This is a genomic window from Paraliobacillus salinarum, from assembly GCF_014083865.1.
Classification (GTDB): domain Bacteria; phylum Bacillota; class Bacilli; order Bacillales; family Amphibacillaceae; genus Paraliobacillus; species Paraliobacillus salinarum.
The window spans coordinates 41,123-67,685 of sequence record NZ_JACEFA010000002.1 but is presented as its reverse complement, the minus strand read 5'-3'; the positions used below and the strand labels follow the sequence as shown (position 1 = coordinate 67,685).

General features: G+C 35.4%; 27 protein-coding genes. 15 read left to right on the top strand and 12 right to left on the bottom strand.

The genetic code is table 11. The annotated features are described in order from the left end of the window. Positions 1-143: 143 nt before the first annotated feature. The 3 genes from HP569_RS03155 to HP569_RS03145 all read left to right on the top strand — a co-directional run bounded on the left by HP569_RS03155 (position 144) and on the right by HP569_RS03145 (position 2,167). Positions 144-1,025: a LysR family transcriptional regulator gene (locus HP569_RS03155; protein WP_182199698.1), complete on the top strand. Its 882-nt coding sequence runs from the start codon at positions 144-146 to the stop codon at positions 1,023-1,025. Positions 1,026-1,118: 93 nt separating this feature from the next. After that, positions 1,119-1,484: a CidA/LrgA family protein gene (locus tag HP569_RS03150; protein ID WP_182199697.1), complete on the top strand. Its 366-nt coding sequence runs from the start codon at positions 1,119-1,121 to the stop codon at positions 1,482-1,484. Next, the gene (locus tag HP569_RS03145) at positions 1,481-2,167 is read left to right on the top strand and encodes an LrgB family protein (RefSeq protein ID WP_246366903.1); all 687 of its coding nucleotides are present in this window, start codon (positions 1,481-1,483) and stop codon (positions 2,165-2,167) included. The genes HP569_RS03150 and HP569_RS03145 overlap by 4 nt, the downstream gene beginning before the upstream one ends. A gap of 81 nt (positions 2,168-2,248) precedes the next feature. Here HP569_RS03145 and HP569_RS03140 read toward each other — a convergent pair whose 3' ends face one another. Further along, on the bottom strand, positions 2,249-3,205 hold the full coding sequence (locus HP569_RS03140) for a ribose-phosphate diphosphokinase (RefSeq protein ID WP_182199696.1): 957 nt from the start codon (positions 3,203-3,205) through the stop codon (positions 2,249-2,251). A 475-nt stretch (positions 3,206-3,680) separates the two neighbouring features. Between HP569_RS03140 and HP569_RS03135 the strand changes: the two genes are divergently transcribed. Beyond that, on the top strand, positions 3,681-5,426 hold the full coding sequence (locus HP569_RS03135; RefSeq protein ID WP_182199695.1) for a phospho-sugar mutase: 1,746 nt from the start codon (positions 3,681-3,683) through the stop codon (positions 5,424-5,426). Between the two features lie 66 nt (positions 5,427-5,492). On the opposite strand, the gene HP569_RS03130 is transcribed toward HP569_RS03135, so the two are convergent. After that, the gene (locus tag HP569_RS03130; protein WP_182199694.1) at positions 5,493-6,434 is read right to left on the bottom strand and encodes an EAL domain-containing protein; all 942 of its coding nucleotides are present in this window, start codon (positions 6,432-6,434) and stop codon (positions 5,493-5,495) included. 244 nt (positions 6,435-6,678) lie between these two features. On the opposite strand from HP569_RS03130, the gene HP569_RS03125 reads away from it, so the two are divergent. Beyond that, on the top strand, positions 6,679-7,674 hold the full coding sequence (locus HP569_RS03125; protein WP_182199693.1) for an LCP family glycopolymer transferase: 996 nt from the start codon (positions 6,679-6,681) through the stop codon (positions 7,672-7,674). Between the two features lie 261 nt (positions 7,675-7,935). Here the strand turns inward: HP569_RS03125 and HP569_RS03120 are convergent, their stop codons facing one another. Beyond that, positions 7,936-8,145 (bottom strand): aspartyl-phosphate phosphatase Spo0E family protein, encoded by a 210-nt coding sequence (locus HP569_RS03120; RefSeq protein ID WP_220464443.1) that lies wholly within the window; start codon positions 8,143-8,145, stop codon positions 7,936-7,938. A 204-nt stretch (positions 8,146-8,349) separates the two neighbouring features. Beyond that, positions 8,350-11,115: a phosphoenolpyruvate carboxylase gene (gene ppc / locus HP569_RS03115; RefSeq protein WP_182199691.1), complete on the bottom strand. Its 2,766-nt coding sequence runs from the start codon at positions 11,113-11,115 to the stop codon at positions 8,350-8,352. A gap of 483 nt (positions 11,116-11,598) precedes the next feature. Between ppc and HP569_RS03110 the strand changes: the two genes are divergently transcribed. Together HP569_RS03110 and HP569_RS14500 are read left to right on the top strand one after the other, a co-directional pair. Further along, positions 11,599-11,853, top strand: coding sequence for a hypothetical protein (locus HP569_RS03110; RefSeq protein WP_182199690.1), 255 nt, complete (start codon positions 11,599-11,601; stop codon positions 11,851-11,853). Positions 11,854-11,902: 49 nt separating this feature from the next. Further along, positions 11,903-12,037: a hypothetical protein gene (locus tag HP569_RS14500; RefSeq protein WP_281366388.1), complete on the top strand. Its 135-nt coding sequence runs from the start codon at positions 11,903-11,905 to the stop codon at positions 12,035-12,037. Positions 12,038-12,086: 49 nt separating this feature from the next. Here HP569_RS14500 and HP569_RS03105 read toward each other — a convergent pair whose 3' ends face one another. Further along, positions 12,087-13,013: an aldo/keto reductase gene (locus HP569_RS03105; RefSeq protein ID WP_182199689.1), complete on the bottom strand. Its 927-nt coding sequence runs from the start codon at positions 13,011-13,013 to the stop codon at positions 12,087-12,089. Between the two features lie 332 nt (positions 13,014-13,345). Between HP569_RS03105 and gloA2 the strand changes: the two genes are divergently transcribed. Next, entirely contained in the window at positions 13,346-13,729 is a 384-nt protein-coding gene (gene gloA2 / locus HP569_RS03100; RefSeq protein ID WP_182199688.1) for an SMU1112c/YaeR family gloxylase I-like metalloprotein, read from the top strand. Between the two features lie 71 nt (positions 13,730-13,800). Here gloA2 and HP569_RS03095 read toward each other — a convergent pair whose 3' ends face one another. The 4 genes from HP569_RS03095 to HP569_RS03080 form a co-directional block, all read right to left on the bottom strand. After that, complete coding sequence (locus HP569_RS03095; protein ID WP_182199687.1) at positions 13,801-14,262, bottom strand: nucleoside deaminase; 462 nt, start codon at positions 14,260-14,262, stop codon at positions 13,801-13,803. Positions 14,263-14,652: 390 nt separating this feature from the next. Further along, positions 14,653-14,976: a PTS lactose/cellobiose transporter subunit IIA gene (locus tag HP569_RS03090; protein ID WP_182199686.1), complete on the bottom strand. Its 324-nt coding sequence runs from the start codon at positions 14,974-14,976 to the stop codon at positions 14,653-14,655. A 6-nt stretch (positions 14,977-14,982) separates the two neighbouring features. Then, entirely contained in the window at positions 14,983-16,269 is a 1,287-nt protein-coding gene (locus tag HP569_RS03085; RefSeq protein ID WP_182199685.1) for a PTS sugar transporter subunit IIC, read from the bottom strand. A 182-nt stretch (positions 16,270-16,451) separates the two neighbouring features. Then, positions 16,452-17,759, bottom strand: a complete 1,308-nt coding sequence (locus tag HP569_RS03080; RefSeq protein WP_182199684.1) for a 6-phospho-beta-glucosidase — start codon at positions 17,757-17,759, stop codon at positions 16,452-16,454. Between the two features lie 323 nt (positions 17,760-18,082). On the opposite strand from HP569_RS03080, the gene HP569_RS03075 reads away from it, so the two are divergent. The 6 genes from HP569_RS03075 to HP569_RS03050 all read left to right on the top strand — a co-directional run bounded on the left by HP569_RS03075 (position 18,083) and on the right by HP569_RS03050 (position 21,919). After that, complete coding sequence (locus HP569_RS03075; protein WP_182199683.1) at positions 18,083-18,811, top strand: GntR family transcriptional regulator; 729 nt, start codon at positions 18,083-18,085, stop codon at positions 18,809-18,811. A gap of 18 nt (positions 18,812-18,829) precedes the next feature. Further along, positions 18,830-19,525 (top strand): chitin disaccharide deacetylase, encoded by a 696-nt coding sequence (chbG, locus tag HP569_RS03070; protein ID WP_182199682.1) that lies wholly within the window; start codon positions 18,830-18,832, stop codon positions 19,523-19,525. A gap of 132 nt (positions 19,526-19,657) precedes the next feature. Then, a complete protein-coding gene (locus tag HP569_RS03065; RefSeq protein ID WP_182199681.1) occupies positions 19,658-19,840 on the top strand; it encodes a cold-shock protein in 183 nt (60 codons plus the stop codon). A 207-nt stretch (positions 19,841-20,047) separates the two neighbouring features. Next, the gene (locus HP569_RS03060) at positions 20,048-20,602 is read left to right on the top strand and encodes a chromate transporter (RefSeq protein WP_182199680.1); all 555 of its coding nucleotides are present in this window, start codon (positions 20,048-20,050) and stop codon (positions 20,600-20,602) included. After that, complete coding sequence (locus HP569_RS03055; protein WP_182199869.1) at positions 20,602-21,132, top strand: chromate transporter; 531 nt, start codon at positions 20,602-20,604, stop codon at positions 21,130-21,132. The genes HP569_RS03060 and HP569_RS03055 overlap by 1 nt, the downstream gene beginning before the upstream one ends. Positions 21,133-21,205: 73 nt before the next feature. Continuing rightward, complete coding sequence (locus HP569_RS03050) at positions 21,206-21,919, top strand: SurA N-terminal domain-containing protein (protein WP_182199679.1); 714 nt, start codon at positions 21,206-21,208, stop codon at positions 21,917-21,919. A gap of 30 nt (positions 21,920-21,949) precedes the next feature. Here the strand turns inward: HP569_RS03050 and HP569_RS03045 are convergent, their stop codons facing one another. Next, positions 21,950-23,002 carry an aromatic acid exporter family protein gene (locus HP569_RS03045; protein WP_182199678.1) on the bottom strand — a complete coding sequence of 351 codons (1,053 nt, stop codon included), beginning with the start codon at positions 23,000-23,002 and terminating at the stop codon, positions 21,950-21,952. Positions 23,003-23,386: 384 nt separating this feature from the next. Between HP569_RS03045 and HP569_RS03040 the strand changes: the two genes are divergently transcribed. Continuing rightward, positions 23,387-23,830, top strand: a complete 444-nt coding sequence (locus HP569_RS03040; RefSeq protein WP_182199677.1) for an IDEAL domain-containing protein — start codon at positions 23,387-23,389, stop codon at positions 23,828-23,830. A 125-nt stretch (positions 23,831-23,955) separates the two neighbouring features. Here the strand turns inward: HP569_RS03040 and HP569_RS03035 are convergent, their stop codons facing one another. Both HP569_RS03035 and HP569_RS03030 read right to left on the bottom strand, forming a co-directional pair. Next, positions 23,956-25,956, bottom strand: a complete 2,001-nt coding sequence (locus HP569_RS03035) for a penicillin-binding transpeptidase domain-containing protein (RefSeq protein ID WP_182199676.1) — start codon at positions 25,954-25,956, stop codon at positions 23,956-23,958. A 15-nt stretch (positions 25,957-25,971) separates the two neighbouring features. After that, positions 25,972-26,547: a class D sortase gene (locus HP569_RS03030; RefSeq protein WP_182199675.1), complete on the bottom strand. Its 576-nt coding sequence runs from the start codon at positions 26,545-26,547 to the stop codon at positions 25,972-25,974. Positions 26,548-26,563: the final 16 nt, after the last annotated feature.

Sequence of the window (26,563 nt, the reverse complement as noted above, 5' to 3'; positions counted from 1 at the left end):
AAGGGGGGAGGTGTAATCACACCGCCCCTTTTCTAATTCATATTGGACATTGAGATTGGTGGGACATTGGGGTCAGACCCAAATGTCCCACAGCAAAATGGGGCAAAGGGGTCTGACCCCAATGTCCCAAGGGAGGGTTTGTTATGGAGTTTAGACAGTTGCAGTATTTTCTTGAGGTGGGGAAGCGTCAGAGTATTTCTAGGGCGGCTGAGGCGTTGCATGTTTCGCAGCCGGCGTTAAGTAAAATGATCAAAAACTTAGAAACGGAGCTAGGAATGACGTTATTGCTTCGAACGAACAAGGCAAGTGAGTTAACAGATGCTGGTATGGTCGTGTTTGAATATGCTAAAAAAATGAATGAACAAATTGAAGATATGATGACGATCTTGCATGATTTGACAGATTTAAAGCGTGGAGAGATTCATTTTGGGTTACCTCCTATCATTGGAAGCTTATTCTTTCCAAACGTATTGGCGACGTTCCATCAAGCATATCCAAATATAAAAATTACTATTACTGAACATGGTGGTGCAAAGGTGGTTAGAAGTGTTGCTGATGGAGAATTAGATCTGGGTGTTACTGTATTACCAATTGATGAAAGTCAATTTGAAATCTTTCCGTTTTTTAAGGAAAATATGCAGTTAATTGTTCATCGTGATCATGCATTTGCAGCCAGACAGACCGTTGATTTAAGCGAGTTAGAAAATGAAGAATTTATTTTTTATCATGAGGACTTTGCGTTACATGACATGATATGGCAACGCTTTTTAGATGCTGGATATGAGCCTAATATTCTATTTAAAAGCTCTCAGTGGGACTTAATGTCAGAGATGGTCGCGGCTAATCTAGGGATCGCTATTTTGCCAGAGTCGATTTGTAAAAAAGTGAAAAATCAAGCGATTCAAGCAATTGATTTAACGCCTGAAATTCCATGGAACCTAGCTATCATAAAAAAGAAAGATAAATACCTTTCCCATGCTGGACAAAGATTTATTCATTTTATTCAATCTTTAGATATAACCTAAAGTTATATCTATTATAAAATATATGTATTATACGAATACCTGTACCGCGTGTATACTATAGGAAAGATTAAACGTTGGTCAGGAGTGTTCGTTGTGAGGATTGGAACAATAATTGTTCAAATATTATTTATTCATCTTTTTTTATTTTTGGCAATAGCCTTAAAGCAGTTATTTGCTATTCCATTACCTGCTTCGATCATTGGCTTAGTCTTACTATTCCTTGCCTTAGTATTAAAAATTGTGAAATTAGAATGGGTAGAAAAAGGTGCAAATTGGTTAATGGCTGAGTTATTACTGTTTTTTATACCATCAGCGGTTGGCATCGTTAATTATAATGAAATTGCTAGTTGGCAGGGTGTACAGATCGTAATTATTATCGGAATCAGTACGTTTATTGTGATGAGTTTAACTGCGTTTATTGCAGACTGGATAGAGAAAAAGGGAGTGCATGTAGAGTGACTATTTTACTCGCAACGGTAATGACTTATTTGTTTTATCGGTTAACCAAACAATTGAACAAAAAAATTACTTTTCCTTTATTTCATCCGTTACTGCTTACTCCTATATTAATTATTTTAGTTATTACTTTATTCAATATTCCAGCTGCAAAGTATATGGATGGCGCTGCTTTCCTAACACATATGCTAGGTCCAGCAACGATTGCGTTCGCTATTCCGATATACAAGCATTTGGCCTTATTAAAAAAACATTTAAGCCTAATTATGATTAGTATTACCGCTGGGTCACTCATTGCTATTTTCACTTCATATGGTTTATCCATGCTGTTGCATATTGACCGGAACTTCTTAATTAGTGTTCTTCCGAGATCGATCACTACTCCGATTGCAATGGAAATCTCAAAAGATATAGGTGGATTACCAACTTTAACTACTGTTTTTGTTATTATTACTGGTATTGTTGGTGGAGTTATGGGTCCAGCAGTTATTAAGCGGTTTGCAATTACTTCACCTATTGCACAAGGACTTGCATTAGGAATGAGTGCACACGGTGTAGGAACTAATAAAGCAATGGATTATGGTGAGCAGGCAACAACCTTTTCCACATTAGCAATGATCCTTGCAGCGACCATTACGATTGTTTTAGGAAAATTTTTAATCCCAACACTTGTTGCATTTATATAATAAAAAAGCGATTTACACTAGTTTTGCGCTAGTATAATATCGCTTTTTTTAATGGGAAAAATCTAATGATTAATTAAGATGCTATTCTTCAAACAATGGACTTACTGATTCTTGACGATAAACACGCAAAATAGCTTCACTAAACAATGCAGCGGTGCTCAGTTGTGTCATTTTAGTACTCCATTTTTCATCTGGAATAGGAATAGTATCTGTAATTACAAGCTCCTTGATCGGTGATGCATCAATTTTTTCTGTTGCAATACCTGATAATACAGGATGTGTACATGTTGCATATACTTCTTTTGCACCATTTTCAATCAATGCTTGTGCACCTGTTGTGATACGTCTTCCAGTGTCAACGATATCATCAATAATGATTGCGGTTTTCCCTTCAATATCACCAACGACACTTAGTTGAGGTGCATCTACATCTCTTGGTCCACGTCGATCGAGAATAGCGATTGGAGCTGCTAAACGATCAGCGAAACGTCGTGCACGTTTAACACTTCCATGATCTGGTGCAACCACGACAACATCATCGAATTTTTTATCAGAGAAATAAGCGGCAAGGATAGGAATTCCTGTTAACGGGTCTACTGGAACATCAAAAAATCCTTGTGTTTGGGTCGCATGAATATCAAGTAACATGATACGTGATGCACCTGCTGCTTCAATTAAATCTGATACGAGTTTTGCGACAATTGGCTCACGTGCTTTTGTTTTACGGTCTTGGCGCGCATAACCATAATAAGGAATAACAACATTAATCTCTCTCGCAGAAGCTCGCTTAAGCGCATCTAGCATAATGAGTAGTTCCATAATATGCTGATCAGAAGGGTCAGATGTCGATTGAATGACATATACGTCACATCCACGAACGCTTTCTTCAATATTAATCTGCACTTCTCCATCACTGAATGTTTTCACCGAACAATTACCTAATGTTACACCAGTGTGTGTTGCAATTTTTTCTGCTAATGTGGGGTTAGAGCTTAAAGTAAATATTTTTAGTTCATCTAATTTATACGTTGACACCAATGATCGCTCCTTTTTCAAAAGTTAAATAGTCCGTTATATAACAGCACTTTTGGCTTGACGCCTTGTTTTTTCCTCTATGTAAAAAATGTACGACTGTAGATGGTATTTTGTTCTACAGTTATAGAACAATTGTAAAACAAATGATGAAATAATGCCAGTTATCTTCTATTGAAAAAATAGAAATTTTTTTGTGTTTTGGCAATCTTTTAATAAATGAAACAACCTAGTAACCAGTTTGTTAAATATTTTTATAAAGAAATAGCGACTATAAAATTATTCTTTGTTATAATATGTTATTAGTAAGGATTACATATATGAAAAGTTAAACAAATGGTGTAGCGATTATCATTAATAAATACATCTTTTTAATGCATAAAAAATATGAATAAGATTGTTTTCTTTTCATACAAATAGTTAATATGTTTGTTTGAAATTTAATGATGATAAGCTATCGTATTGATCGGAGGAAATCAAGATGGATTGGAAAAGTAATTATGAGAGATGGAAAAATTTCGTTGAACTAGACGAAGAATTAAAAACCCAATTAAATGAAATAGAAGGTGATGAGAAGAAGCTAGAGGACAGTTTTTACAAAGAACTGGAATTTGGCACTGGTGGTATGCGTGGTGAATTAGGACCAGGCTCTAACCGTATGAATATTTATACCATTCGCAAGGCTGCTGAAGGTTTAGCGAGATATATTGAAGCACATGGTGAAGTAGCAAAGACACGTGGAGTAGTGATTGCTTATGATTCACGCTTTAAATCGCCTTTATTTGCAATGGAATCAGCCAAAACACTTAGTCATCATGGAATTCAGACATATGTTTTTGATGCGCTACGTCCAACACCAGAGCTTTCTTTTGCTGTGAGATATTTAAATGCGTATAGCGGAATTGTCATTACAGCAAGTCATAACCCACCAGAATATAATGGCTTCAAAGTATACGGATCTGATGGTGGACAACTACCTCCAGGACCAGCTGATGAAGTAGTAGAAAAAGTAAATGAAGTTGAAAATGAATTAGAAATTGCTGTTGCTGATGAAGCTGCAATTAAAGAAAGTGGCTTGCTACAAATCATAGGAGACAAAGTTGATGAGGCGTATCAGCAACAATTGCAAACGATTGTCGTTAATCCAGACAGTATTAAACAAGTAGCAGATGATTTTAAAATCGTTTATACACCGCTACATGGTACGGGGAATATCCCTGTTCGTGAAGGTCTCAAAAAAATGGGCTTTAAGCAGGTAGAAGTGGTGGCAGAACAAGAGCTTCCTGATCCTAATTTCTCTACGGTTAAATCACCAAACCCGGAGGAGCATGCAGCATTTGAATTGGCAATAAAACAAGGTGAAAAGGTAAATGCAGATATCTTGTTGGCAACCGATCCGGACACTGACCGAGTAGGTGTTGCAGTAAAAGATGAAACAGGTAAATATCAAGTATTGACAGGAAATCAAGTTGGAGCGCTTTTATTACATTACTTAATTACAGAAAAGAAACGTCAAGGCATACTTCCTAATAATGCGATTGTATTTAAAACGATTGTTACATCTGAAATTGGACGAAAAATCGCAGACACACACGGATTGCATATTATGGACACATTAACTGGATTTAAATTTATCGGTGAAAAAATTAAAATGTATAAAGAAACTGGTGAATATGAATTCCTATTTGGATATGAAGAAAGCTACGGTTATTTAATTGGCGATTTTGCAAGAGACAAGGATGCAGTTCAAGCTTGTATGCTAGCGGCTGAGGTTGCAGTTTATTACAAGACAAAAGGAAAAACATTATATCAAGGATTACTAGAAGTGTTTGAGCAATATGGTTATTATTATGAGTCATTGCAATCTCTTACATTAAAAGGAAAAGATGGAGCAGAGCAAATTCAATCGTTATTAACAGCGTTTCGTACAAATCCTCCTAAAGAAGTATTAGGTTATTCTGTTGTTGAGATTGAAGATTATCAATCAAGTGAGCGAACCTACGCTAGTAATGGAAAAACAGAAACGATTACATTGCCAAAATCAAACGTATTAAAATATAAGCTAGAAGATGGCTCATGGTTCTGCTTGCGCCCATCAGGTACAGAACCGAAGATTAAATTCTATTTCGCAGTGAATGGAGATACTGCTGAAGCAACGAAGGAAAAATTAAGTCAAATAGAAACAGAAATTATGACACGTGTTCATGCATTAACAAACCAAGCATAATTTTTTAGGGAAAGTGAGGAAATCTTGTGATGAGATGGTTCCTCACTTTTTGTTATACAATAAAATTTAAACAGAAAGTTGAATATCAGGGGCGGGCTTACCAAAAAGGTATCCTTGAAATAATTCGTATCCTTTCTGTTTTAACCAAAGATAGTCTTCTTCCGTTTCTACCCCTTCTGCTAGAGGAATCGATCCAATTTCGATTGACTTTTCTAAAAAAGACATCGCAGCTTGTTGTTTCTTATGATCACCAGCAACACCTTGAACATATTTCATATCTAATTTCATCACATTTGGTTTTAAATCGGCTAAAAGGTTTATTGTGCTATATCCTTCTCCAACATCATCTAATGCGTAATGAAACCCGCGTGTACGATAGTAGTGTAGAATTTCTTTTAAATGCTCCACATCTTGGACCTTATCTGTTTCGACTACTTCAAAAACAAGTCTGTTTGTATCTAACTTTAGTTTCTCAGCTAACAAGGTCGTTGAACGCAAACAAAAAGCTGGTGAGTAAATGGAAGTTGGAATAAAGTTAATAAATGCTTTTAAGTTATTTGGAATTTTCGCAGCATATCGTACAGCAGTTAATCTGCATAATCGATCCAACGCATATAAGCGGCCACGTTTCCTAGCCGCATTAAAGATTACATTTGGATAAATTGTTTCGCCTTTTGCATCTGTAAATCGTGCTAATAACTCGAAACCATATATTTTTTGGTCTGCTGTTATAATAGGTTGATAGTGACAATGAATCTGTTTGTTTTGAATGACATCATCAATCCATTTTGCATCTATCACTTGATCAATGTTAGCTAATGATTCCCATTCATGGTCGTGAATTCTGTAAAAAACATTATTGATATTAAGATGGTCCTGGACAAAATCAGCGATCATCGTAACGCCTTGCTCAGTAGTGAAAACATGGTTATTTTCGATCTGAAAGGGTATATTTCTTCGACGTAAATGTTCGATAATTATCGAAAAGGTTTCTTCGCCTTTCTTCATCTTTAAATCTATTTCAATAGAAAGCTCTTTTATTATACAATTTCTACAAGCCAACGAATATCTCCTCGTTTCTCTCCTTCACTTTAAGTCAAATACAAAGCAAGGTATTTTTATATACTCCACAATTCCCTAATTTAGACAAAACTAATCCTAAATACCCAGAACTTTTTTGTTGTTGTTGAATTTAAAACTATAATGTGACATAATTAGTGAAACTTTTTACGTGACTCATACGTCCATTAAGATGCATGCATTTTTGATTAAAGAACAATATGTAACGATAGGAAGAGGTGCCTTTGTGGTGAGCGAAAGCAGATTAAATAATAAAAAAACAAAGAAAAGAAAAGGCTTGAAAATTGTACTAATTATCTTTATCCTTCTTATTTTGGGAATCGCTGGTTTCCTTTTCTCTATTTGGTGGGATGCTAAGCAAACAGTCGAAGGGGAGATTCATCAAGGGATAGATAGTATTGATACTGCAGTCGGCAAGGATAAAATAAAGAATAAAGAACGCTTGAACGTATTACTGTTAGGTGTAGATGAGAGAGAGAATGATAGTGGTCGTTCCGATGCTTTGATGGTTCTTTCTATTAATCCTAGTGATGATAGTATTCAAATTATTAGTATTCCGAGAGATACTAGAGTTGACTTGGTGGGCAATGGGACAACAGAGAAGGTTAATCACGCCTATGCAAAAGGTGGATCCAATATGGCGGTAGATACAGTGGAGAATTTCCTTGATATTGAGTTAGATTATTATGTAAAAGTCAATATGGAGGGATTAGAAGGGCTGGTCGATGCTGTTGGTGGAATCACTGTTCAGAATGAGATTTCATGGGTAGATTCGGGCTATTATAAAAAAGGATATCGTTATGAAGAAGGCGAAATTCAGTTAAATGGAGCTCAAGCGCTAGGCTATGTTCGGATGAGAAAACAAGATCCAGAGGGTGATTTCGGTCGCACCAAGAGACAACGAAAAGTAATTGAGGGAATCATTAATCAAGGTGCAAGTATTGGTTCTGTTACGAAAATAAGTGAAATCTTAGATGTATTAGGTACAAATGTAGAAACAAATATGGACTTTGCTGATATGCAAAATCTATTTCTAAATTATCGCAATACAAGAAAAAATATCAGTAATTATATGTTGGAGGGGACAGGACAGACAATAGGTGGTGTTTATTACTTGATTGTTCCAGAAGAAGAAATTAATAAAGTACATGATATGATCGCTAACTAGTGACATAATGATATAATTTCAGTAAAAAAAAGACGTCCATTGTGGCGTCTTTTTGTCAAATAAACCGTAAATAATAAAAAAAATGTGGACTAGATCCTAATATTAAGTGCTAATAAATTCATGCAATGATAAAATCACAGTTAGACATTTAAACATAATTGTATTTTTTACAAGTGGTGTCGATAAATCTGCACAAATAAAACAATGAATTTAAGTGATTCTACAAGCGGTTTATTAGAAGAAGACGGAAAAGGAGTGTGGTTATTTGCATCTTTTATTTGTTGATGCAATATAATCATAAATTAGTTTATCTAGTTCTTGCGAGATAGCTACAATGTCTTGTTTGTTTTGTGTATTATCAAAATGCTGATACATTTGATGTCTTAGTTCTTCTATTTTTTCTAGTTTTTCTTTATCTGATTGTTTCAATTTATTATTATTCTCTTGAAGGAATGGAATTATCCTCACCACCCAATATATACGTTGATAGTGTTAGTTTATACTAAAGAAACTTGAAAGTAAATAGAATGCCTTTAGCTAATTCTGTCGATTTTTGTTTAAAAATTGAAAAAATGCTGATAAAGTACTATTTTTGTAATTATTTATCACTTTTTTGTATTTATAAATAAAAAAGAGCTATTCTCCTGTTATTGAGAATAGCTCTTTGTCAACAAATCAACCTGTATTACGAAGTCCTGCCGCAATACCATTGATTGTTAGTAATACTTCGTTTAATAGATTACTTAACACTGCTTCGTTTTCACCTTTTGTATCTTCAACTCGAAGCTGTGAAATTAAGTTTACTTGAATCAAGTTTAGAGGATCAACTAGTGGATTACGTAATCGAACAGATTCTTTAATGTTTGGTTTATGATCCATTAACTCTTCTTGTTTCGAAATTTTTAATACCATCGCTTTAGTCAATTGATACTCTTCAACAATTTGGTCATAGATTCGTTTTTGAACCGTTTCGTCCGTAACCATTTTGGTATACTCTTTGGCTGTAAGGAGATCAGCTTTTGTTAGAGCCATTTGTAAATTATTAATGGTTGATTGGAAGAACGGCCATTTTTCATAAAGCTCTTGCAATAGTTCTAGATTATTTGTTTCTTCAATAAATTTGTGGAAGCCAGTTCCAGCAGCAAACCAAGCTGGTAGTAGTTGTCTACTCTGTGTCCAAGCAAATACCCACGGAATTGCGCGTAAGTCTTCAAAGCGATCGCTGCCTTTCCGCTTCATTGGTCTTGAACCAATATTCAATGCACCTAGCTCGTTTAAAGGTGTTGCTTGATTAAAGTAAGTTAGGAAACCATCGTCCTCGAATACTAACGATTGGTATTTCTTTAATGCATAATTAGAAATATCGCTCATTGCTTGTTTCGCTTCTTTTGTTGGAGCTTCCTTATGAGCTGTATCCTCGGCTAGTCCTGCTATAGAAGTCATCATTGTTGTTGTTGCTTGTTCTAGACTTCGATAAGCAATATCAGTTAATAAATAACGTGAGGACAATACTTCACCTTGCTCAGTAATCTTCACACCATCTCCTAGTGTAACAGGAGGTTGTGATAGTAAGCTTGTGTAAAGTGGTCCACCACCACGACCTAAGGATCCGCCGCGACCATGGAAATATTTTAATTTCACGCCGTATGAAGAGGCGATCGAATGTATCTCTTCTTGTGCTTGATATAACTCCCAGTTAGCAGTTAATGTTCCACCATCTTTACTACTATCTGAATAGCCAAGCATAATCTCTTGTAGCTCACCACGCGCTTCTAGGTGCTTGCGATATAATGGGATATCAAATAACTGTTTAATCATCTCAGGTCCATTTTTCAAATCATCAATTGTTTCCAATAAAGGTGCAACATGCAAACGACTCTTCACATGTCCATTTGGATAGACGCGGTATAGACCTACTTCTTTAGCAAGGACAAGAACTTCAAGAATATCACTTACTGCAGCAGTCATACTAATTAAATACACTTCAATAGCACGTTCGCCAAAAATGTCTTTTGCATCTTTTATCATTCTGAATGTGTTGATCATCTCTTGTGTTTCATCTGAGAACTCGTCATAAATTGAAATGAGTGGACGAGGATCCTCTAATACTTTCTTTAGAACAGATAACTTTTCAGTTTCGCTTAAATCTTTATATGTTGGTGCAATATTTACCTGACGCAAAATTTCTGCGATTGCTGATTCATGTTCTCCACTATGGTTACGCACATCAAGTGTAGCTAAATGGAAGCCAAATACTTCTACCTGACGAATAACTTTACGCAACAGTTTAATCGGATTAGTAGATGAATGATGCGTGATCAAGCTATCTTGAATCAAATGTAAGTCATCAAGTAATTCGTGTGCGTCAATATACGCACGCGGATCATCTATTTCGGTATATTCAATTCGCTTCAGCATTAAGCCAAGCTTCACGCGATATACTTCATCTTCTTTATGCCAGCCGTTATAATTTAATTCTTCACGATCTTTTTGAATTGATTGAAGAATTTCATCACTAACTTTGATTTTTTTCGTCGATTGGCTCAATAATTCTTTCAGTTTATCAAGCGATTCTTTATATTTATTAAGTACAAGTGATCGATGCTCTTTCAACGTTTGTAAGGTCGTTTTAGCAGTTACGTTTGGGTTACCGTCACGGTCGCCACCAATCCAAGAACCAAAACGAAGAAAAGAAGGGACGTGCCAACGTTTATTATATTTTTCAAAAAGCAGATCCTCTAAGTCTTGGTGTAATCGAGGCAACACGTCAAATAAAACTTTGTCAAAGAAATATAACCCATTAGATACTTCTTTCATTACAGATGGTTTTTTCTCGCGAATCTCAGATGACTGCCACAAAATAGTTATTTCATTTTCAATTGTTTCTTGAATTACTTTTTTAGAATATCTTGTGTAGGCATGATCCCAAGCTTTTAATAAGTCTGCAATACGCTGGTGAATACGTAGCATAGTTCTTCTTGTGGCTTCAGTAGGGTGTGCTGTTATGACTAATTCCAAAGAAAGCTGTTCTAGTAATTCCTCAATTCTTTCTGGTGAGATGTTAGCGTCAAATAAACGTTTTACACCATCCTCTAATGACCCAGGCTGAATAATTGTATCGTCTTGTGCTTGATATTCTCTACGTCTTCTTCCTCGGTAAGTTTGTTCAGCGATATTAAATAATTGTAGGTTCACAGAGAAGGCGCGGATGACATTTTCTCTAAGAGGGGATTCTAATTGATCAATTTCTTGTTTGATTTGCAAATAAGTTTGTGAATCTTGTGAATCTCTTAATGATGTAGTTAACGTACGGATTTTGTTAACTTTCTCTAGTAACTCTTGACCACCTTCATGAAATAATACACGATCTAATATTTCATTCAGGTACTCTACATCGCGGTGCAGAGATACTGTTCCATGTTCTATCATACTAAATTCCATATCGTTCACTTCCTTTCAAAGAATGTTATTTCAAAATACTGTATCTTTTTGTTTTAAAATAGATCCCCCGTTGATCAATGTTTTATCTGTTTAAAGACACGTATCTATTCTAACATGTTTCTTCAGTGAAATTAACTGAAAAGTTTGTATTTTTAATTTTACTCACCATTTTGTAAACTCAAAAAAAAATAACATATAAGAAATTCGCTTGATAACAGTATATCTAATAAGTGTATCTGAATTGGCCTCATTTGAAAAGTAAAATAATTGAAGACAAATTCAAAATAACTATTGATAACGTTTACATTTTTGTATATTATAGAATATGTAGCAAGCGAGCTGCATCCCTTCGCAAGTATTTGCCTGTATCTTTTATATGTTGCATAACCACCTGTCGTGGTGCAATATAACAAGGATGCAGGTATTTTTTATTAGTGGAGAAAAGGGTGGGATTTTTTTGTGAAAAAATGATCATCTCCGGTTTTGGGAGATGATCGGCGCTCAAGGAAATATATCGGCGCTCAAGGAAATATATCGGCGCTCAAGGAAATATATCGGCGCTCAAGGAAATATATCGGCGCTCAAGGAAATATATCGGCGCTCAAGGAAATATATCGGCGCTCAAGGAAATATATCGGCGCTCAAGGAAATATATCGGCGCTCAAGGAAATATATCGGCGCTCAAGGAAATATATCGGCGCTCAAACAAAATATCAGCACTCATTCAAAAAATATTAAATGGTAATCCGATTTTTGCATATGCTACAAGTGAAAAGGAGGATGCCCGATGAATGAAAAAAATGAGAGAGAACAATTTCAGCAAGTTGAATCTAAAAATGAAATGACAAGTGTGAATGATTTATGGAAGTATGCGAACAAAAATAATACAATTCCATTTGATTGGTCAAAATTAAACAAGTAAACAAGAAAATGCAGCAGTGCTTCATAAGCATTGCTGCATTTTCAAAAAATTATTTAGATACGTATTGTGGATGATTAGGAGATACAGATGATAAGTTGGCTGCTGCTGCGTTACTAATTACTTGTTCTGGGTTTTTACAGCCAGGAATAACAGTAGTGACGGCTGGATGTTGTAAGCACCATGCTAAAGCCCAAGTTGCCATCGACGTATTTTCAGGCACTTCCGTTTCCATAATTTTTTCCACTTCTTTTAATTTACTTAATTGCTCTTCTTTATCACGGCGTGAGCGTACATCTGTTGGATCAAACTGTGCGCCTGGTTTATATTTCCCGCTCAAATAACCACTGGCCAATGGCACACGAGCCAAAACACCCAATTGTTCTTTTTCCGCAATTGGAAAAACTTCAGATTCTGGTGCGCGATCTAATCGATTGTAGACGATTTGAATTGCATCGACGCCGACTTCCCGTGCCGCTTCTACTTGGTAAGGCTCATCATTTGTTCGTAAAGAAATGCCGATATTGCGTATTTTACCTGCTTGCTTCTGCTTATCTAACATAGTCCAAAGTGCATCATTGTTGAATTCTACATCCGTACAGGAATGCGCTTGGTAAAGGTCGATATAATCCGTTTTTAAAGATTTTAATGACTGATCGAGCTGTTTTAACACATCGTCCGGATCCCAATGTCTTGTTCGTTCAAATGCATGATGAAAATGATGGCCGAACTTTGTAGCGAGAAGCCAATCTTGTCTGTTATTTCTTTTTAAATAATCACCAATAAATCGTTCAGACAAATGATCACCGTAACATTCAGCTGTATCAATGAAATTAATCCCTTGTGCATTTGCTTCATTTAAAATTGCATCTACTTCTTTTTGACTGAAATCTTTACCCCATTCTCCACCAAATTGCCATGTACCCAACCCAATCACTGAAACGTCAAGATCTGTTGTGCCAATGCGTCTGTATTGCATCTAGGAATCATCTCACTTTCATTAGTCGTATTTTATTATTTATCTAAAAATTTATAACACTAGTGTAACGTATAGTAAGATAATTACACAAAAAAAAGAGCATCCAACGAATAAGTGGATGCCAAAATAGGGGGACAATCTAATTTGAAAATTCGATATTCTATGTAAAAAAACTGATTTCTTACAAGAATATTCATTACCAAAATTGTAACCGTTTTCATTATAAAACACATTAATGGAACATGCATGAGTAAAAAGACCTAAATTGCCCGGATTGTTTGTCGATTTATGTTATGATAGCGATGAAATATACTGTTTTGGAGGAAAAATTTATGTTTGAATCAATCCATCATATTGCCATCATTTGTTCTGATTACCAAAAATCAAAAAGGTTTTATGTTGATAAATTGGGATTTGACATTATTAGAGAGACTTATCGAGAGGAAAGAGATTCACACAAACTTGATTTGGCGTTAGACGAAACATATCTTGTTGAATTATTTTCTTTTCCAAATGCTCCGGAGAGATTATCCGGACCAGAGGCACAAGGGTTAAGGCATATCGCTTTTTCTGTACGGAATTTGGATCATGTAATCGAGCAGTTAACTACGAAAGGAATTGATGTGGAACCCATTCGCGTTGATCCAACTACAAATGCTAGGTTTACTTTTTTAAAAGACCCAGATGGTTTGCCAATTGAAATAGTGGAGAGTTAACAAATGCAATTACAAAAAATGGTGCGCGCACGAAATTTAGCAACCGTCATGCGCGCATCATTAGATAGAACTTATTTCAACATATTATATTTTTCAAAAGGCTTATTTTTTTCATTGTGATCGACTGCGTAAAAGGGGATCTCTCTTTGTGTGTGACCTGTCTGAAGTTCGCGATTAATAAATGTGTCATCAAATCCACCCGCAGCTGCTAGTTGATGATCGGCTGCAAAATATACTTCTTTCAATTTGGACCAATAGATTGCACCAAAACACATCGGACAAGGCTCACAGCTTGTATATAAGGTGCAGTTTTCCAATGTTGAAGTTTGTAGGTTCTCGCATGCATCTCTAATTGCTTCAACCTCAGCATGAGAGGTAGGATCGTATTTTTTATGAGAATTATTTACGCCTGTACCAACAACTGCTCCGTTTTCATCGACAATAATCGTTGCAAAAGGCTCTCCGCCAGATTTCTCTACATTTTCAATTGCTAAATCAATCGCTTGTTGTGTGTAGTGCTTGTATTTATCCACTTGAACGCCTCCCTATAAGATAGATTATATTCAGTTTAGCATGGTGTCTAGGTGAAGAAAAATTAATTGCTCTCTAAATTTGGAGTCGTACTTGATGTATAGAATAAGTTAATCACTTTTAAAAGTAATTTAGATCAATTAATGATAATGCTTGATCTAGGAATAGGTCACCTTTCCTTACAGAACCATATAACCAGATCATGTTCGTGAAGGGTTGAAAAATTAAATGAAAAAACCGTAGAGCAATTAAATTACTCTACGGACTAAAGTTTTTTAAAAGATACTACAACAGTGATGTGAACAATAAAGCACCTAATTAATGTGGTTGTGCAAATCATGTAAGGTGGGAGGCAACCACATCTGCAAAAAATATTCACATGAAGTTATTAATTATTCTCCCTTTATTTCTCTGTAAAGTTCAATAATCACATTCGCCATATCTCTTACTACCATCGATGACATTAAGTGGTCTTGGGCGTGAATCAAAATGACACTAATATCTTGTCCATCATCATCACTTTCTTTTTGTAAAAGTTCTGATTGATAACGGTGTGCTTCGGAGAATTCTTGACTAGCCGCTTCGACTTTCTGTACAGCTTCATCGAACTTCTTTTCTTTCGCTAATTCTATTGCTTCCATCGATAATGATCGTGCATTACCAGCATGTAAGATAATAGAAAAAGAGATTTGTTGTAATTCTTCTTTTTGACTCATCAATGATTATCCTTCATTTTGCTTATTTAGCGTTCTCATTCCCGCAATAACAAATGGGATGTACATAACAACAGCTAATGCAATATTAAATAATTGTAGTATAATACCTCTCACATCGCCACCAGTAACAAGATATCCACTTAGGATTGGTGGAGTTGTCCAAGGTACAATGGCAACTGTTTTTGGTACAAGGCCAAGGTCCAATGCAAAGAAAGAAACAATTGTTAATGTAACAGGAATTAATATGAACGGAATCAGCATTATTGGGTTTAATACAATCGGCAAACCAAAGATTACTGGCTCGTTAATATTGAATATTCCTGCAGGTGTTGATAATTTAGCAATTTCTTTATATGGATGCTTTTGCTTTCCTCTGACTACAATAAAGATTGCAATAATTAAAGCAATTGTTGTTCCGGATCCACCCATGAATACAAAGGAATCTAGGAAAGGTTTAGTTACTGTATATGGTACTTCGAATGCTGATACGCCTTGTTGGAATAGAGCTAAGTTTTCTTCAATTAGTGGTAGATAAATCGGCTCAATAACTGATCCAATAATATTCGTACCGTGTAAACCAAAGAACCATAGTAAGTGATTTAAGAATGATACAACGATTGCTGCAGGTAATGTGTTTCCTATTCCTTGAAGTGGCGCTTGAATTACATTGAAAATAACTTCAAATACACTAATCTCTGCAACAACTGTCATAAGTGCTTGGAAAATACCTACTAGTAGTAAGATTAACGCAGTTGGTATTAAAGCTTGGAATGATCGTTGAACACCTTCAGGAACCCCATCAGGCATTTTAATCGTGATATTACTTTTAACTAATAGTCGAAATAACTCGGTTGTAATAAGCGAAACAATAAGCGCTACGAATAATCCTTGTGCACCTAACCATGCGAAGTTTAATCCCCAATCCTCTGTTACGGGAACGAGCATAATGAATGATGCGATAGAAATTAAGCCGGCTGCTAGTCCATCTAGATCATATGATTTAGCAAGATTATACGCTACTGAAAACGCAATCAATAAACCGATTACAGCAAAGGAACCATTCCATACAGTTCCACCAACATTTTGCCAGTTACCTTCACCAAAAATACTATTTAAGAAACCGACTAAATCCACAGGACCAAATGCGGGGAAATTATTGAGTAAAACGGCAAGTGAACCTATAATAATTAATGGCATAATTGCGACAAAACCATCTCTGACCGCTACTAAGTGTCTCTGGGCACCAATACGTCCAGCAATTTCAATAAATCTTTGTACAAATCTGTTATCCATTTTAAAAAACCCTCCAAATCATTATATATATCTGTTGTCTACCCCTTCTGTTAGTACATTGTTTCCATCCACCTATTAAACTAGCAAACTTGTTGCTATATTTAAAAATAGTCTTCGCCTAATCGTTAGCCTCCTTTGTTAAAAGATTTAGGTGGATAAGAAAGCGAAGACTATTTAATTAATTAATTTTTGAAAAACTGTGGCAAGTGTTCTTTATGCGCTTCAAGTAAATCATTTAACATACTTTCAGCAGCTTGCTCATCTTGAATTAATGGGTTCATCATGAAGCTAAGGTAAGCATCATGATAGTCGCCTGATAGACTTGCTTTGATAACTTGCTGTTCAAACGCTTTCATGTTGGACACATAACCTTTAATTGAGCTAGGTAATTTACCAATTGAAATAGGTAATGGACCATCTTTATTGATTAAGCAATTCACTTCAATCGCCACATTATCAGGTAAATCAGAAATCGCTCCGTTATTCAACGTATTAACCGTCATAACGTTTTGTCTATTGTTATATAGAGAATCCATTAAGCTACAAGCAACGTCACTGTAGTATGCGCCACCTCTTTTTTCTAATTCAACAGGTTTATCTGCTAGATCTGGGTTCTTATACGTTTCAAACAAAGTGCCTTCAAGTGCTTGAACGACTTCAGCACGCGTTCCATTTTTATTAAATGCTTCAATATCTTTCTCAAGCGTTTGCTTTGTCTGGAAATAATATTGATGATATGGGTTTGGCAATAATCGGAACGACTTGATAAATGTTTCTGACCAACCTAAGTTAACAATGTTAGCTGGTGAGTAATCTACTTCTTTTGAACTTAACTTTTCTAAAATTTCATCAATACGGTCGACACCATTGATCCAAACTTTGCGTCCGAATACGAAGTGGTTTAAACCGATGAATTCGATTTGAACATCTTCTGGCTTAACATCCATAATTTCAGCAATCGAATGACGCATGTTGAATGGAATGTTACACACACCAATTACTTTCTTGTGTGGTGAATGATTTAATAATGCTTCTGTTACGATACCAGCTGGGTTAGTGAAGTTAATTAACCAAGCTTTTGGACAAATTTCGTGAACTTCTTGAGCAAGCTCCATTAGAACTGGAATGGTACGGAATGCTTTGAATATACCACCTGCACCGTTTGTTTCTTGTCCGATAAAGCCGTGGCTTAAAGGAATTCTTTCATCTTTTGCTCTTGCATCAAGTCCGCCTACTCGAATTTGAGTAGAAACAAAGTCTGCACCTTCTAACGCTTCTCTTCGGTTAAGTGTCCAAGATAATTCGATTGGAACATTAGCTTTTTTAATCATTCGTTGTGCTAGACTACCTACAATTTCAAGCTTTTCTTTACCTGCTTCTATATCTACTAAAACAATGTTGTTGATTGGAAGCGAATGATGACGTGTTATAATCCCTTCGATTATCTCAGGTGTATAACTGGATCCACCGCCAACAATTACTAATTTCATCTAATCACTCCTTCAAATTATTTAATTGTCTAATACTTTATTTAAAAAGTATCATACATTTAAAAAGTTGTAAACACAAAGTAATTAAAAAAACTAGGATAATTAATAGGGAAGGATGAAATTAATAGAACTAAATAAGCATATACCATGCTAGAGTAGTTTGTTAGATATATAATGTTGTTGACTAAATTGTGACGTTATTGTCATTACATTTATAGAATTAAAAAAATTTTCAAATATTGTTATAACATTTGGCTGAAATTTGTTATAATTAATACAATACGATAATAAAAAATACAGTTTAAATTAAGAAGGTGTATAAGATGAAGAAAAAACAATCTCTACACGCTTATATAAAAGAAGAGCTTGTAGAACGAATAAAATCAAGCGTTTACAAAGTAGGAGATAAGTTCCCAACTGAGAATGAATTATGTGACGAATTCCAAGTGAGCAGAACAACGGTTAGGAGTGCACTAAACCAACTTACGATGGAAGGTTATTTAGTTAGACAAAGAGGAAAAGGTAGTTTTGTAGCTGAACCAAAAGTGCACCAAACCTTATCCGCTACAACATATGGTTATGATGAACAATTGAAATCACAAGGGAAAAAGGGAGAAATCACGTTAAAAAGTATGGATGTTGTTCCTGCAACAGGGAATAGGAAGCGTGTGTTCAATTTAGAAGAAAATGATCCTATCCAAAAAATAAAAAGAATTAGGAAAGCGAACAATGAAATTATTCAATATGAAATTGCTTATATTCCGTGGGAAGTAGCTCCTGCTATATCAAAAAAAGATGTGGAGAGATCGTTATATCGGTCTTTACAAGAACACTATCAAGTTGAAATAGCAAAGACAACGGAATTACTTGAAATTGTTTTAACAGATAAAGATACGAGTAATTACTTAGAATGTGAAATTGGTCTTCCCTGTTTTTATATAGAAACAGTTGCCGAGGATAAAAATGGAAGAGTGATAGAATTCTCCAAATCTTATTTCAGGGGTGATAAAACAAACTTTAAGATTGAGCGTCATTATTCTTCAAACAACTAAAAAATGGAGGGAAATACGATGAAAGTAATTTTTAATGCAGACGATTATGGATTAACAACAGGTGTAACAAATGGGATTATTAAAGCTCATGTTGATGGCGTAGTTAACTCAGCAACATTAATGATGAATGGAAAAGCAGTAAATTATGCAATTGAACAAGCGAAAAAAACACCTTCATTAAAAGTTGGAATTCATCTAGTGCTTACATACGGAAAACCAGTTTCAGATCAAGTCCCTGCGCTTATTGATGCAGATGGTAAATTCAAATTCAAAAATACAACAACTAGCCTAGACGATAATGAACTAGAACAAATTGAGAAGGAGTGGCGTGCGCAGTTAGATGCGTTTCTTGCGACTGGACTTACATTAAACCATATTGACAGTCATCACCACGTGCATGGTTTACCAGCATTAAAGGACTTAGTTGTTAAATTAGCTGCTGATTATCAAGTACCAGTTAGATACGCAGAAACATTAAAAGATGAAAAGCATCTACTATATGCAGAACAACTTTGGGTTGATTTTTATCAAGATGGTGTATCAGAAGAAATTTTTGATCAATTAAAAGCTTTAGATGTTGATTCTGTTGAAATTATGACGCATCCAGCAATTGTTGACGCTGAATTAAAAGAGTTAAGTTCTTATTTACTAGATAGAGAAAAAGAGTTGGAGATATTGTGTAAGATCGATGTGCCTGATTGGGTAGAAAAATAAACTGAAATAACCAATTTAGAAATCAATATTTACATGTGTCAACGTGTTATTTTGGCAGTAGATAAGCCCCTTTGTCTTTTGTGATGAAAAGCGTTATAATGAAATGTAATACCCAAGAAAGGGGATGTCTTTATGGCTTACAATAATAAAAAGAAAGAACCAGTTGAAGAAGTTGATACAATGGTTTGGTCTTGTGTAAGTGATTCTTGTTCAGGGTGGATGCGAGAGGATTATTCTTTTGAAACAGAACCAACTTGCCCACTTTGTCACTCAGAAATGGCGAAAGAAACCCGTGTATTACCCAAACTAAGTTAACAACATGATATAGATGAATAAATAAGGCTTCCACACAAATGGGAAGCTTTATTTATTTTTTTTATCAAAAAAAGAATCAAACCAGCTGAATAGCTTACTTTTCTTCTCTTAAATTGTTACACTGTTTTATTATAGCTAGGTATTTTAGGAAAGCTGATTAAAAATAGATCGTTAGATTTGCTTAAATTAAGAAAGGAAAGACAAAAAATGAATCAATGGCACTTATGTTTAGCTTTTTTTCGTGTTGGTATACTTGGGTATGGTGGTGGTCCTTCCTCTATTCCACTCGTACAAAAAGAAGTAGTTAGTAAATACAAATGGATGGATAATGAAGAATTCGGTAATATTCTTGCATTAGCAAATGCGTTACCAGGCCCAATTGCAACGAAAATGGCAGGATATATTGGTTATCGCGTTGCTGGTGTATTGGGAATGTTAACGGCTGTTCTTGCAACTATTGTACCTACCATATTTCTAATGGTTATTTTATTGACTTTTTTAACTTCCGCTAGTGATGCTCGATGGGTCAATGGTATGACAGAGGCGGTAGTTCCGGTTGTTGGCGTAATGTTAGCGGTACTTACATATGATTTCTTGAAAAAAGCTAAAGCTGATTTAGGTTGGTTTTGGATGATTGTGCTTGCGATTGTATCTCTTGTTGTTACAGCGTTTTTAGGTATTCATCCTGCTATTATGATCGTAGGCTTATTTATTGTTGCAATCTTCAAACCTGACAGTAAGAAACAGGGGGGATCATCATGATTACCTACTGGCAATTATTTATTGCATTTTTCATCCCAGGTGTGCTCGGTTATGGTGGAGGGCCAGCTTCTATCCCGCTTGTTGAACAAGAAGTGGTAGATCGATTTGAGTGGATGACCATAAATGAATTTAGTGAGATGTTAGCAATGGCAAACGCGTTACCTGGACCAATCGCAACAAAAATGGCAGGATTTATCGGTTTTCAGCAAGCGGGTGTAATAGGTAGCTTGATTGCTGTTTTTGCTACAGTGGTGCCATCTTTACTATTAATGATCTTGTTACTGCGTTTATTAATGAAATATAAAGATTCACCAAAAGTAAAGCGGTTGACAATGTTTATTCGGCCAACGATTGCCACTTTATTAGGGGTAATGGCTTTTCAATTTTTCCAAACAGCTTCCGCCGATAGTGGGTTTCTAACAATGTCTAGTATTGGATTAATTAGCTTTATTTTGATGGAGCGCCTGCGCATTCATCCAGCTTTTGTTATATTAGCTGCGCTAGTGTTCGGTGCGCTATTCTTAGGATAATATGAATAGTTGCATTATCATTAAAATAATGTTTCAATATGGGAATAATCAAACAATTGGGGTGTACAAACGAATGTTCAAAAAATTAGTAAGCATGATTCTTATTATTCTTCTATTTACTGTGCTTGTTGCTTGTGGTGATAACGATGATGAACAGGAAGGTACAGCGAATAATTCTAGTGATACACAAGCAGAAGAGGTTACGGTATCAGATGATGAAAAAATAGAAGAAGGCATGGTAGTAGCGGTTATCAACGGTAAGGAAGTAACAGGAGATAGATATAATACCGTTTATTCTCAAACGAAAACATTATTATATGAACAAGGGCAAGACGTAAAGGATCAAGAGCTTATTAAAGAAAAAGCCTTGAACGCACTTGTTAGTCAAGAAGTTTTATCACAGGATGTCGAAAATCAAGGTATTGTTGTTTCAAAACAAGAAATTGATGATTATATTAACGATGCAAAATCACAGTTTGATTCTGAGAAGCAATTCGAGAAAGAGCTCAAAAAACTAAATTACACGGAAGAGACTTTTCGTGATCAGGTAGCATTGCAATTAGAACAGAAACAATACGTGAAAGAGTCTTTTGGTAAAATAGAAGTATCGGATCAAGAAGTGGAATCTTATTATAAAGAGTTAAAAAAACAAAGTGATGATCTTCCGAAACTGGAGGAAGTAAAAGAAAATATTAAAGCACAGCTTGCTAATCAGCAACTACAGAATAAACTGAATCAACGAATAAAGGAATTAAAAGAAAAAGCAGAAATAGAAATGAATATTTAACAAACAAGGCTAGTCATCCACACTGGGAGACTAGCCTTGTTCTGTAAGTTCAGCATCTGCACCCAAAAGTTGTTCGACAAGATGATAAATCGATAATAATTCATATAAAATAATAATTTCTGGGTTAAAGAAAACAGCAGGGTCTTCCTTATTAATTAACTGTTCTTCTTGTTTACATTGCCAAAATTGTTTCATCAGATTTTTTATGTATTGCCGATGCTGTCGGATACGGAACGAATCGGGATTTTCCATTGTGTCTGCTAATGCTTGTACTGTGTTTACAATTTGGTTACATTGTTCATTTGTCCATGTAATTTGATCAAAAGGTGTATTAATTAAGTTACCGATATGATAATGAATTAAACGTAACACAGCTAGTTTTTCTTCTTCATCTACTAACTCTTGTTTGCGTTCAAGTGATAATCGATGGTATCTCGCTTCAGACTGTTGATAGTTTAGCAGCTGATCGGTAATATCTAATTTCTTTTTTAATTGAGCAAATGTTTCTTGAACGCGCACTCTTTGGGCACAATCTTTTGTTTGGAATAGAATGTCTTTTGCAATCGCTTTTAGTTCTTCACCAGTATTAGACATCATCACATCGATATTTGTTAGAATACGTGACGTATAATTCGGTGGTAGAACAAACATGTTTACCGCTGTTGAAACAAGTAAGCCGATAGAGGTTGTTCCTAAACGAATAAAGAATGCAATAAGGTAATGGTCGTGAATGACTTCAATCATTGCAACGGAAGTTAGGGTAGCTACAAGAAGTCCGGCGTGTAATTTCAACTTAAAGCACGTGATAATAGTAAAAATAGCTGCTGCCGTATAAGTGAGCGGAGAATTCCCGAATAAAGAAATAAAAAAAACAGCATACGCAGAACCAATTGCTGAGGCAGGGAATCGAATCATTCCTTTTTTAATTGAGTCATTGACTGTCGGTTCAATAGTCACAATAGCAGTAATTACCGCAAAAACCGCTGGCCAATTGAGCCACTGACAAATGAGTGAGGTTAAGAAAACAGCGACACCTGTTTTTACAACTCTACTACCGATTAATTTTTTGTGAGCTTTCTTCAATCTAGTCACCTTCAATAATAAATATTTCCTTTCCTTAGTATAGCTAACTTGAAACGAGAATGACAATACTGTGAAACAATATTTTGTTTTTTAAAAGTGAAAATAATAATAAAAGTTCAAAATGTAAACGTTTGCAAAAATAAAAAAGGATGATATAATACGTGCAAGCGTGATGGATAGATAAAAGTAAATCGTTGTCTTGCTTGCTTGTGAAAATGATATTTTTGTAAAAAATAATAAGATAACGTTACCATTTCAGGTTCCAATCTTAATGAACCACTAATATTATAATAGTAATCGATAAGCATTTTAACAGGTATAGCCTGTTATTATACGTTGAAGGCGGATTACCTGTCATGTTTATTAATAAAGGGGAGTCGGTATATGTTTTCAGTCCATATGTTTCAACCTTATTACGTAAAGGAAGAATCAGATCGAATACGGATAGTATTAGCATATCAATATTTCTCATTAGAATTTGAAGGAAAAGTATACCAGTTTGTACCGTTAGAAGCACGAAAAATAGAAATAAATCGAAAAACATTACAAGTCATTAATCAAAATGAATTTTTTATCTTTCAAAATGAAAAAAACTTTAAAAGCATTACTTTAGATCATTTACTTGAAATACCGTCGTTTCGTAAGCGTTTAAAAGAGATTGTTGATCCGTATGTTAATGAAGTAGTGAATCCATTCTCTTACAATGAAATAAACGAGGTAATTGTGTCATTGGAAAAGAAAAATATGAAGCGGCTAATTGATCAAGCACTAGATAAAAAAGATATAAGCGAGTTTATGAAGTATTCCACACAACTTAATAGCATGTAAGCTAACAAGATCAATTGATTTTGTTAGCTTTTTAATTTGGACGTTGGTAAAGAAAAAACTTTGCCAACATTATTTGAAGTAGAACAGAAAAAACGTGCCAGGAATTTATCCCTGACACGAGTGATTTAATATAAATGATCAAAGATTCTTGTTAGTTTTTCAACGGTATAGTGGCTACCGCCTTTGTCTTCCACATGTTCAATCATCATCGAAATAATTAACGATTCATCTTCAGGATAAGCAACAAACCAACCGTTTTCTTGTCCTTTTGTATCTTCTTGAGATGTTTTTAATTCAGCTGTGCCTGTTTTTCCAGATAATTTGACGCCTGTGATGTTTGCTTCAGGTGCTGTACCGTTAGAAGCTACTACTACTTGGCGCAATGCATCCTTTATGACTTGCGTTTGATCACTTGAGAGTAATTCTTTTTGCCAAACGACAGAATCTTCTTGATCAAGCTCCAGTGTTGGCTGAATCATATTCCCGCCGTTTAAAAATGTTGTGAAAGTAGTGGCTAAATGAAGCGAACTGATTTGTAATTGACCTTGACCATATCCAGAATCAGCTAACAAAATCTCCTTATCGATGGTACCATCGGAAGAAACCGTGCTAGTTTGAATCGGATAGTCGAATGGTAATTTATCACTAAAACCAAAACGTTTAAGCCCACTAATAAAAGCGTCACTTCCCATTTCAACTGCCTTTTTAGCAAAATAAATATTATCTGAGCGAATTAATGCATCAGTTAAATCAACAGGACCTGAAGAAGTGGATACACGTCGAACGGCGTAATTTCCCCAATTATCCTTTGACCATGTTTTCCCGTTAATTTCAATTCCTTCTCCTGGTGTTATAGTTCCGTTCTTCAATCCAATGGCTCCTGTAATCGGTTTGATTGCCGATCCTGGTGAATAGGTTGATGCAAATCGGTTTGTTAAAGGTGATTGTGGATCATTTTGAGTTTGTTCCCATTTGGATTGACTCATCCCATAAGTTAATTCGTTTGGATCGAAGGCAGGGCTAGACACTAATGCCAATGTCTCTCCAGTTTTAGGGTGAATAGCTGCTGCGGTGCCAGCGTCATCTCCATAACTGTTGTAAATCAAATCTTGTAAATTTGCATCAATGGTAATCGTAATATCTTCTCCGTCTTGTACCGATTTTTCAGCAATGACTGTAGATTGTTCATTCTCTGACTTTGCAACAATAGTAACTCCAGTTTGTCCTTTTAATCTCGGTTCAAATAATTGCTCTAAACCGCGTTTGCCTATTTGATCATTCTGTGTATAAGTGCCGTTTTCTTGTTCTTCTAATTCTTCAGCGGTAATTTGACCGATATAACCTACTAGATGAGCAGCAGACTCTTTATAAGGATAAGTTCGTCCGATTTTGTCTTTTTTGACTACTGCAGGAATTGCAAATAACGACTCTTTAAATGATTCGTCTATCGTTGTTGGCATATCTTTTAGTGGAACAAATGTATTTTCACTAACCCAACTTGCTGCTAAAGCCTGATTAATCGTTTCTTCATTAATTTCTAGTAAATCTGCAATTTGTTTAATTTCCTTTTCTTTATTCTCAAATAAGCCGGGCTGTACGCCAATGGAATAGATGGTTGCATTGATTGCAAGACCATTATTGTTTCGATCATAGATTTCTCCACGCGCTGGTTGGGTAGTCTCAATTCCAACATCTGCACCGTTCTTTAATTCTGGAAAAATAAATCCTGGGTCCCAATTGACATACCATTTTGTTTCTTCTTCAACTGTCTTTTCAGATAAACTTATGTCTGTTTCAAAATTCACTTCACCAGCGACCGTGTTCATACTAACTTTGAGTGGGAAAGTGCTTGGTTCCTCTTCCTCTGACGATTCAGGCAATTGATATGCTATAGATAAGTCTTTTACTTGGATGTCTTCGTAAATTTTCTTATAGCGGTCAACAAATTCTTCCGGTTTGAACTCTTCTTTATTACTAATCATTCCGTACATTTCTGTAAAATTTTCTTTTTCCCAATGTTTGATATAGGTTTGAAGTCGATCTTCTGCTGTTTCTTCTTCAGTCGAACAAGCAACGAGCCCGATAAGAAAGAAGAATAATCCACCTAGTAATAAAAAACGTCTCACACATTCGTCCTCCTACTAGTCAGTTTGAATTGGTTTTGCATAAATAATGTATCGGTCAGGAGCGTTACCAACATAAGAAAATGGGTAACAGGTAGAAATAACAAGTTCTTCATCTGGTGCAGTTGATTTAATAATAGAAGTATCGTCTGCGTCTACTATCTTTGAATCAACCATTTCATACGTGTAGTCACCATGAGGAAGTTGGATGGTAAACGTATCTCCCAGTTTAACTTCTCCTAAAGATCGAAAAACTGTATCACGATGGCCTGAAAGAACGATTTGATCATTTTGTTCAGGATATGCAGATCCACTATAGTGACCGACACCCTCAGCTAAATCATCCGGATCTGTTCCTTCAACGATAGCTAGTTCAGCATCAATACTTGGAATCTGTAATTTCCCAACTTTTTCATTAGGACTTGGTTTAAACTCGAGCGGATTCTTTACCGCATGTTCTTCTCTATTACTTAGTAATTCGTTTACTTCTTTTAAGCTCTCTTTTTCAGCTGTTTTCGTTTGGTATATTTGATAACTACCGATAGTTAAAAAGATTACTCCGGCAAGCATAACAAGAATTGCAATTCGCCTCATGACTATCCCCCCTTTG

What these genes read in the sequence shown, in the direction of transcription:
- HP569_RS03155 (WP_182199698.1), top strand. Translation starts at nt 144, where the DNA reads ATGGAGTTTAGACAGTTGCAGTATTTTCTTGAGGTGGGGAAGCGTCAG.
- HP569_RS03135 (WP_182199695.1), top strand. Translation starts at nt 3,681, where the DNA reads ATGGATTGGAAAAGTAATTATGAGAGATGGAAAAATTTCGTTGAACTA.
- HP569_RS03130 (WP_182199694.1), bottom strand. Translation starts at nt 6,434, where the DNA reads ATGAAGAAAGGCGAAGAAACCTTTTCGATAATTATCGAACATTTACGT.
- HP569_RS03125 (WP_182199693.1), top strand. Translation starts at nt 6,679, where the DNA reads ATGCATGCATTTTTGATTAAAGAACAATATGTAACGATAGGAAGAGGT.
- ppc (WP_182199691.1), bottom strand. Translation starts at nt 11,115, where the DNA reads ATGGAATTTAGTATGATAGAACATGGAACAGTATCTCTGCACCGCGAT.
- HP569_RS14500 (WP_281366388.1), top strand. Translation starts at nt 11,903, where the DNA reads ATGAATGAAAAAAATGAGAGAGAACAATTTCAGCAAGTTGAATCTAAA.
- HP569_RS03105 (WP_182199689.1), bottom strand. Translation starts at nt 13,013, where the DNA reads ATGCAATACAGACGCATTGGCACAACAGATCTTGACGTTTCAGTGATT.
- gloA2 (WP_182199688.1), top strand. Translation starts at nt 13,346, where the DNA reads ATGTTTGAATCAATCCATCATATTGCCATCATTTGTTCTGATTACCAA.
- HP569_RS03090 (WP_182199686.1), bottom strand. Translation starts at nt 14,976, where the DNA reads ATGAGTCAAAAAGAAGAATTACAACAAATCTCTTTTTCTATTATCTTA.
- HP569_RS03085 (WP_182199685.1), bottom strand. Translation starts at nt 16,269, where the DNA reads ATGGATAACAGATTTGTACAAAGATTTATTGAAATTGCTGGACGTATT.
- HP569_RS03080 (WP_182199684.1), bottom strand. Translation starts at nt 17,759, where the DNA reads ATGAAATTAGTAATTGTTGGCGGTGGATCCAGTTATACACCTGAGATA.
- HP569_RS03075 (WP_182199683.1), top strand. Translation starts at nt 18,083, where the DNA reads ATGAAGAAAAAACAATCTCTACACGCTTATATAAAAGAAGAGCTTGTA.
- chbG (WP_182199682.1), top strand. Translation starts at nt 18,830, where the DNA reads ATGAAAGTAATTTTTAATGCAGACGATTATGGATTAACAACAGGTGTA.
- HP569_RS03065 (WP_182199681.1), top strand. Translation starts at nt 19,658, where the DNA reads ATGGCTTACAATAATAAAAAGAAAGAACCAGTTGAAGAAGTTGATACA.
- HP569_RS03060 (WP_182199680.1), top strand. Translation starts at nt 20,048, where the DNA reads ATGAATCAATGGCACTTATGTTTAGCTTTTTTTCGTGTTGGTATACTT.
- HP569_RS03050 (WP_182199679.1), top strand. Translation starts at nt 21,206, where the DNA reads ATGTTCAAAAAATTAGTAAGCATGATTCTTATTATTCTTCTATTTACT.
- HP569_RS03040 (WP_182199677.1), top strand. Translation starts at nt 23,387, where the DNA reads ATGTTTTCAGTCCATATGTTTCAACCTTATTACGTAAAGGAAGAATCA.
- HP569_RS03030 (WP_182199675.1), bottom strand. Translation starts at nt 26,547, where the DNA reads ATGAGGCGAATTGCAATTCTTGTTATGCTTGCCGGAGTAATCTTTTTA.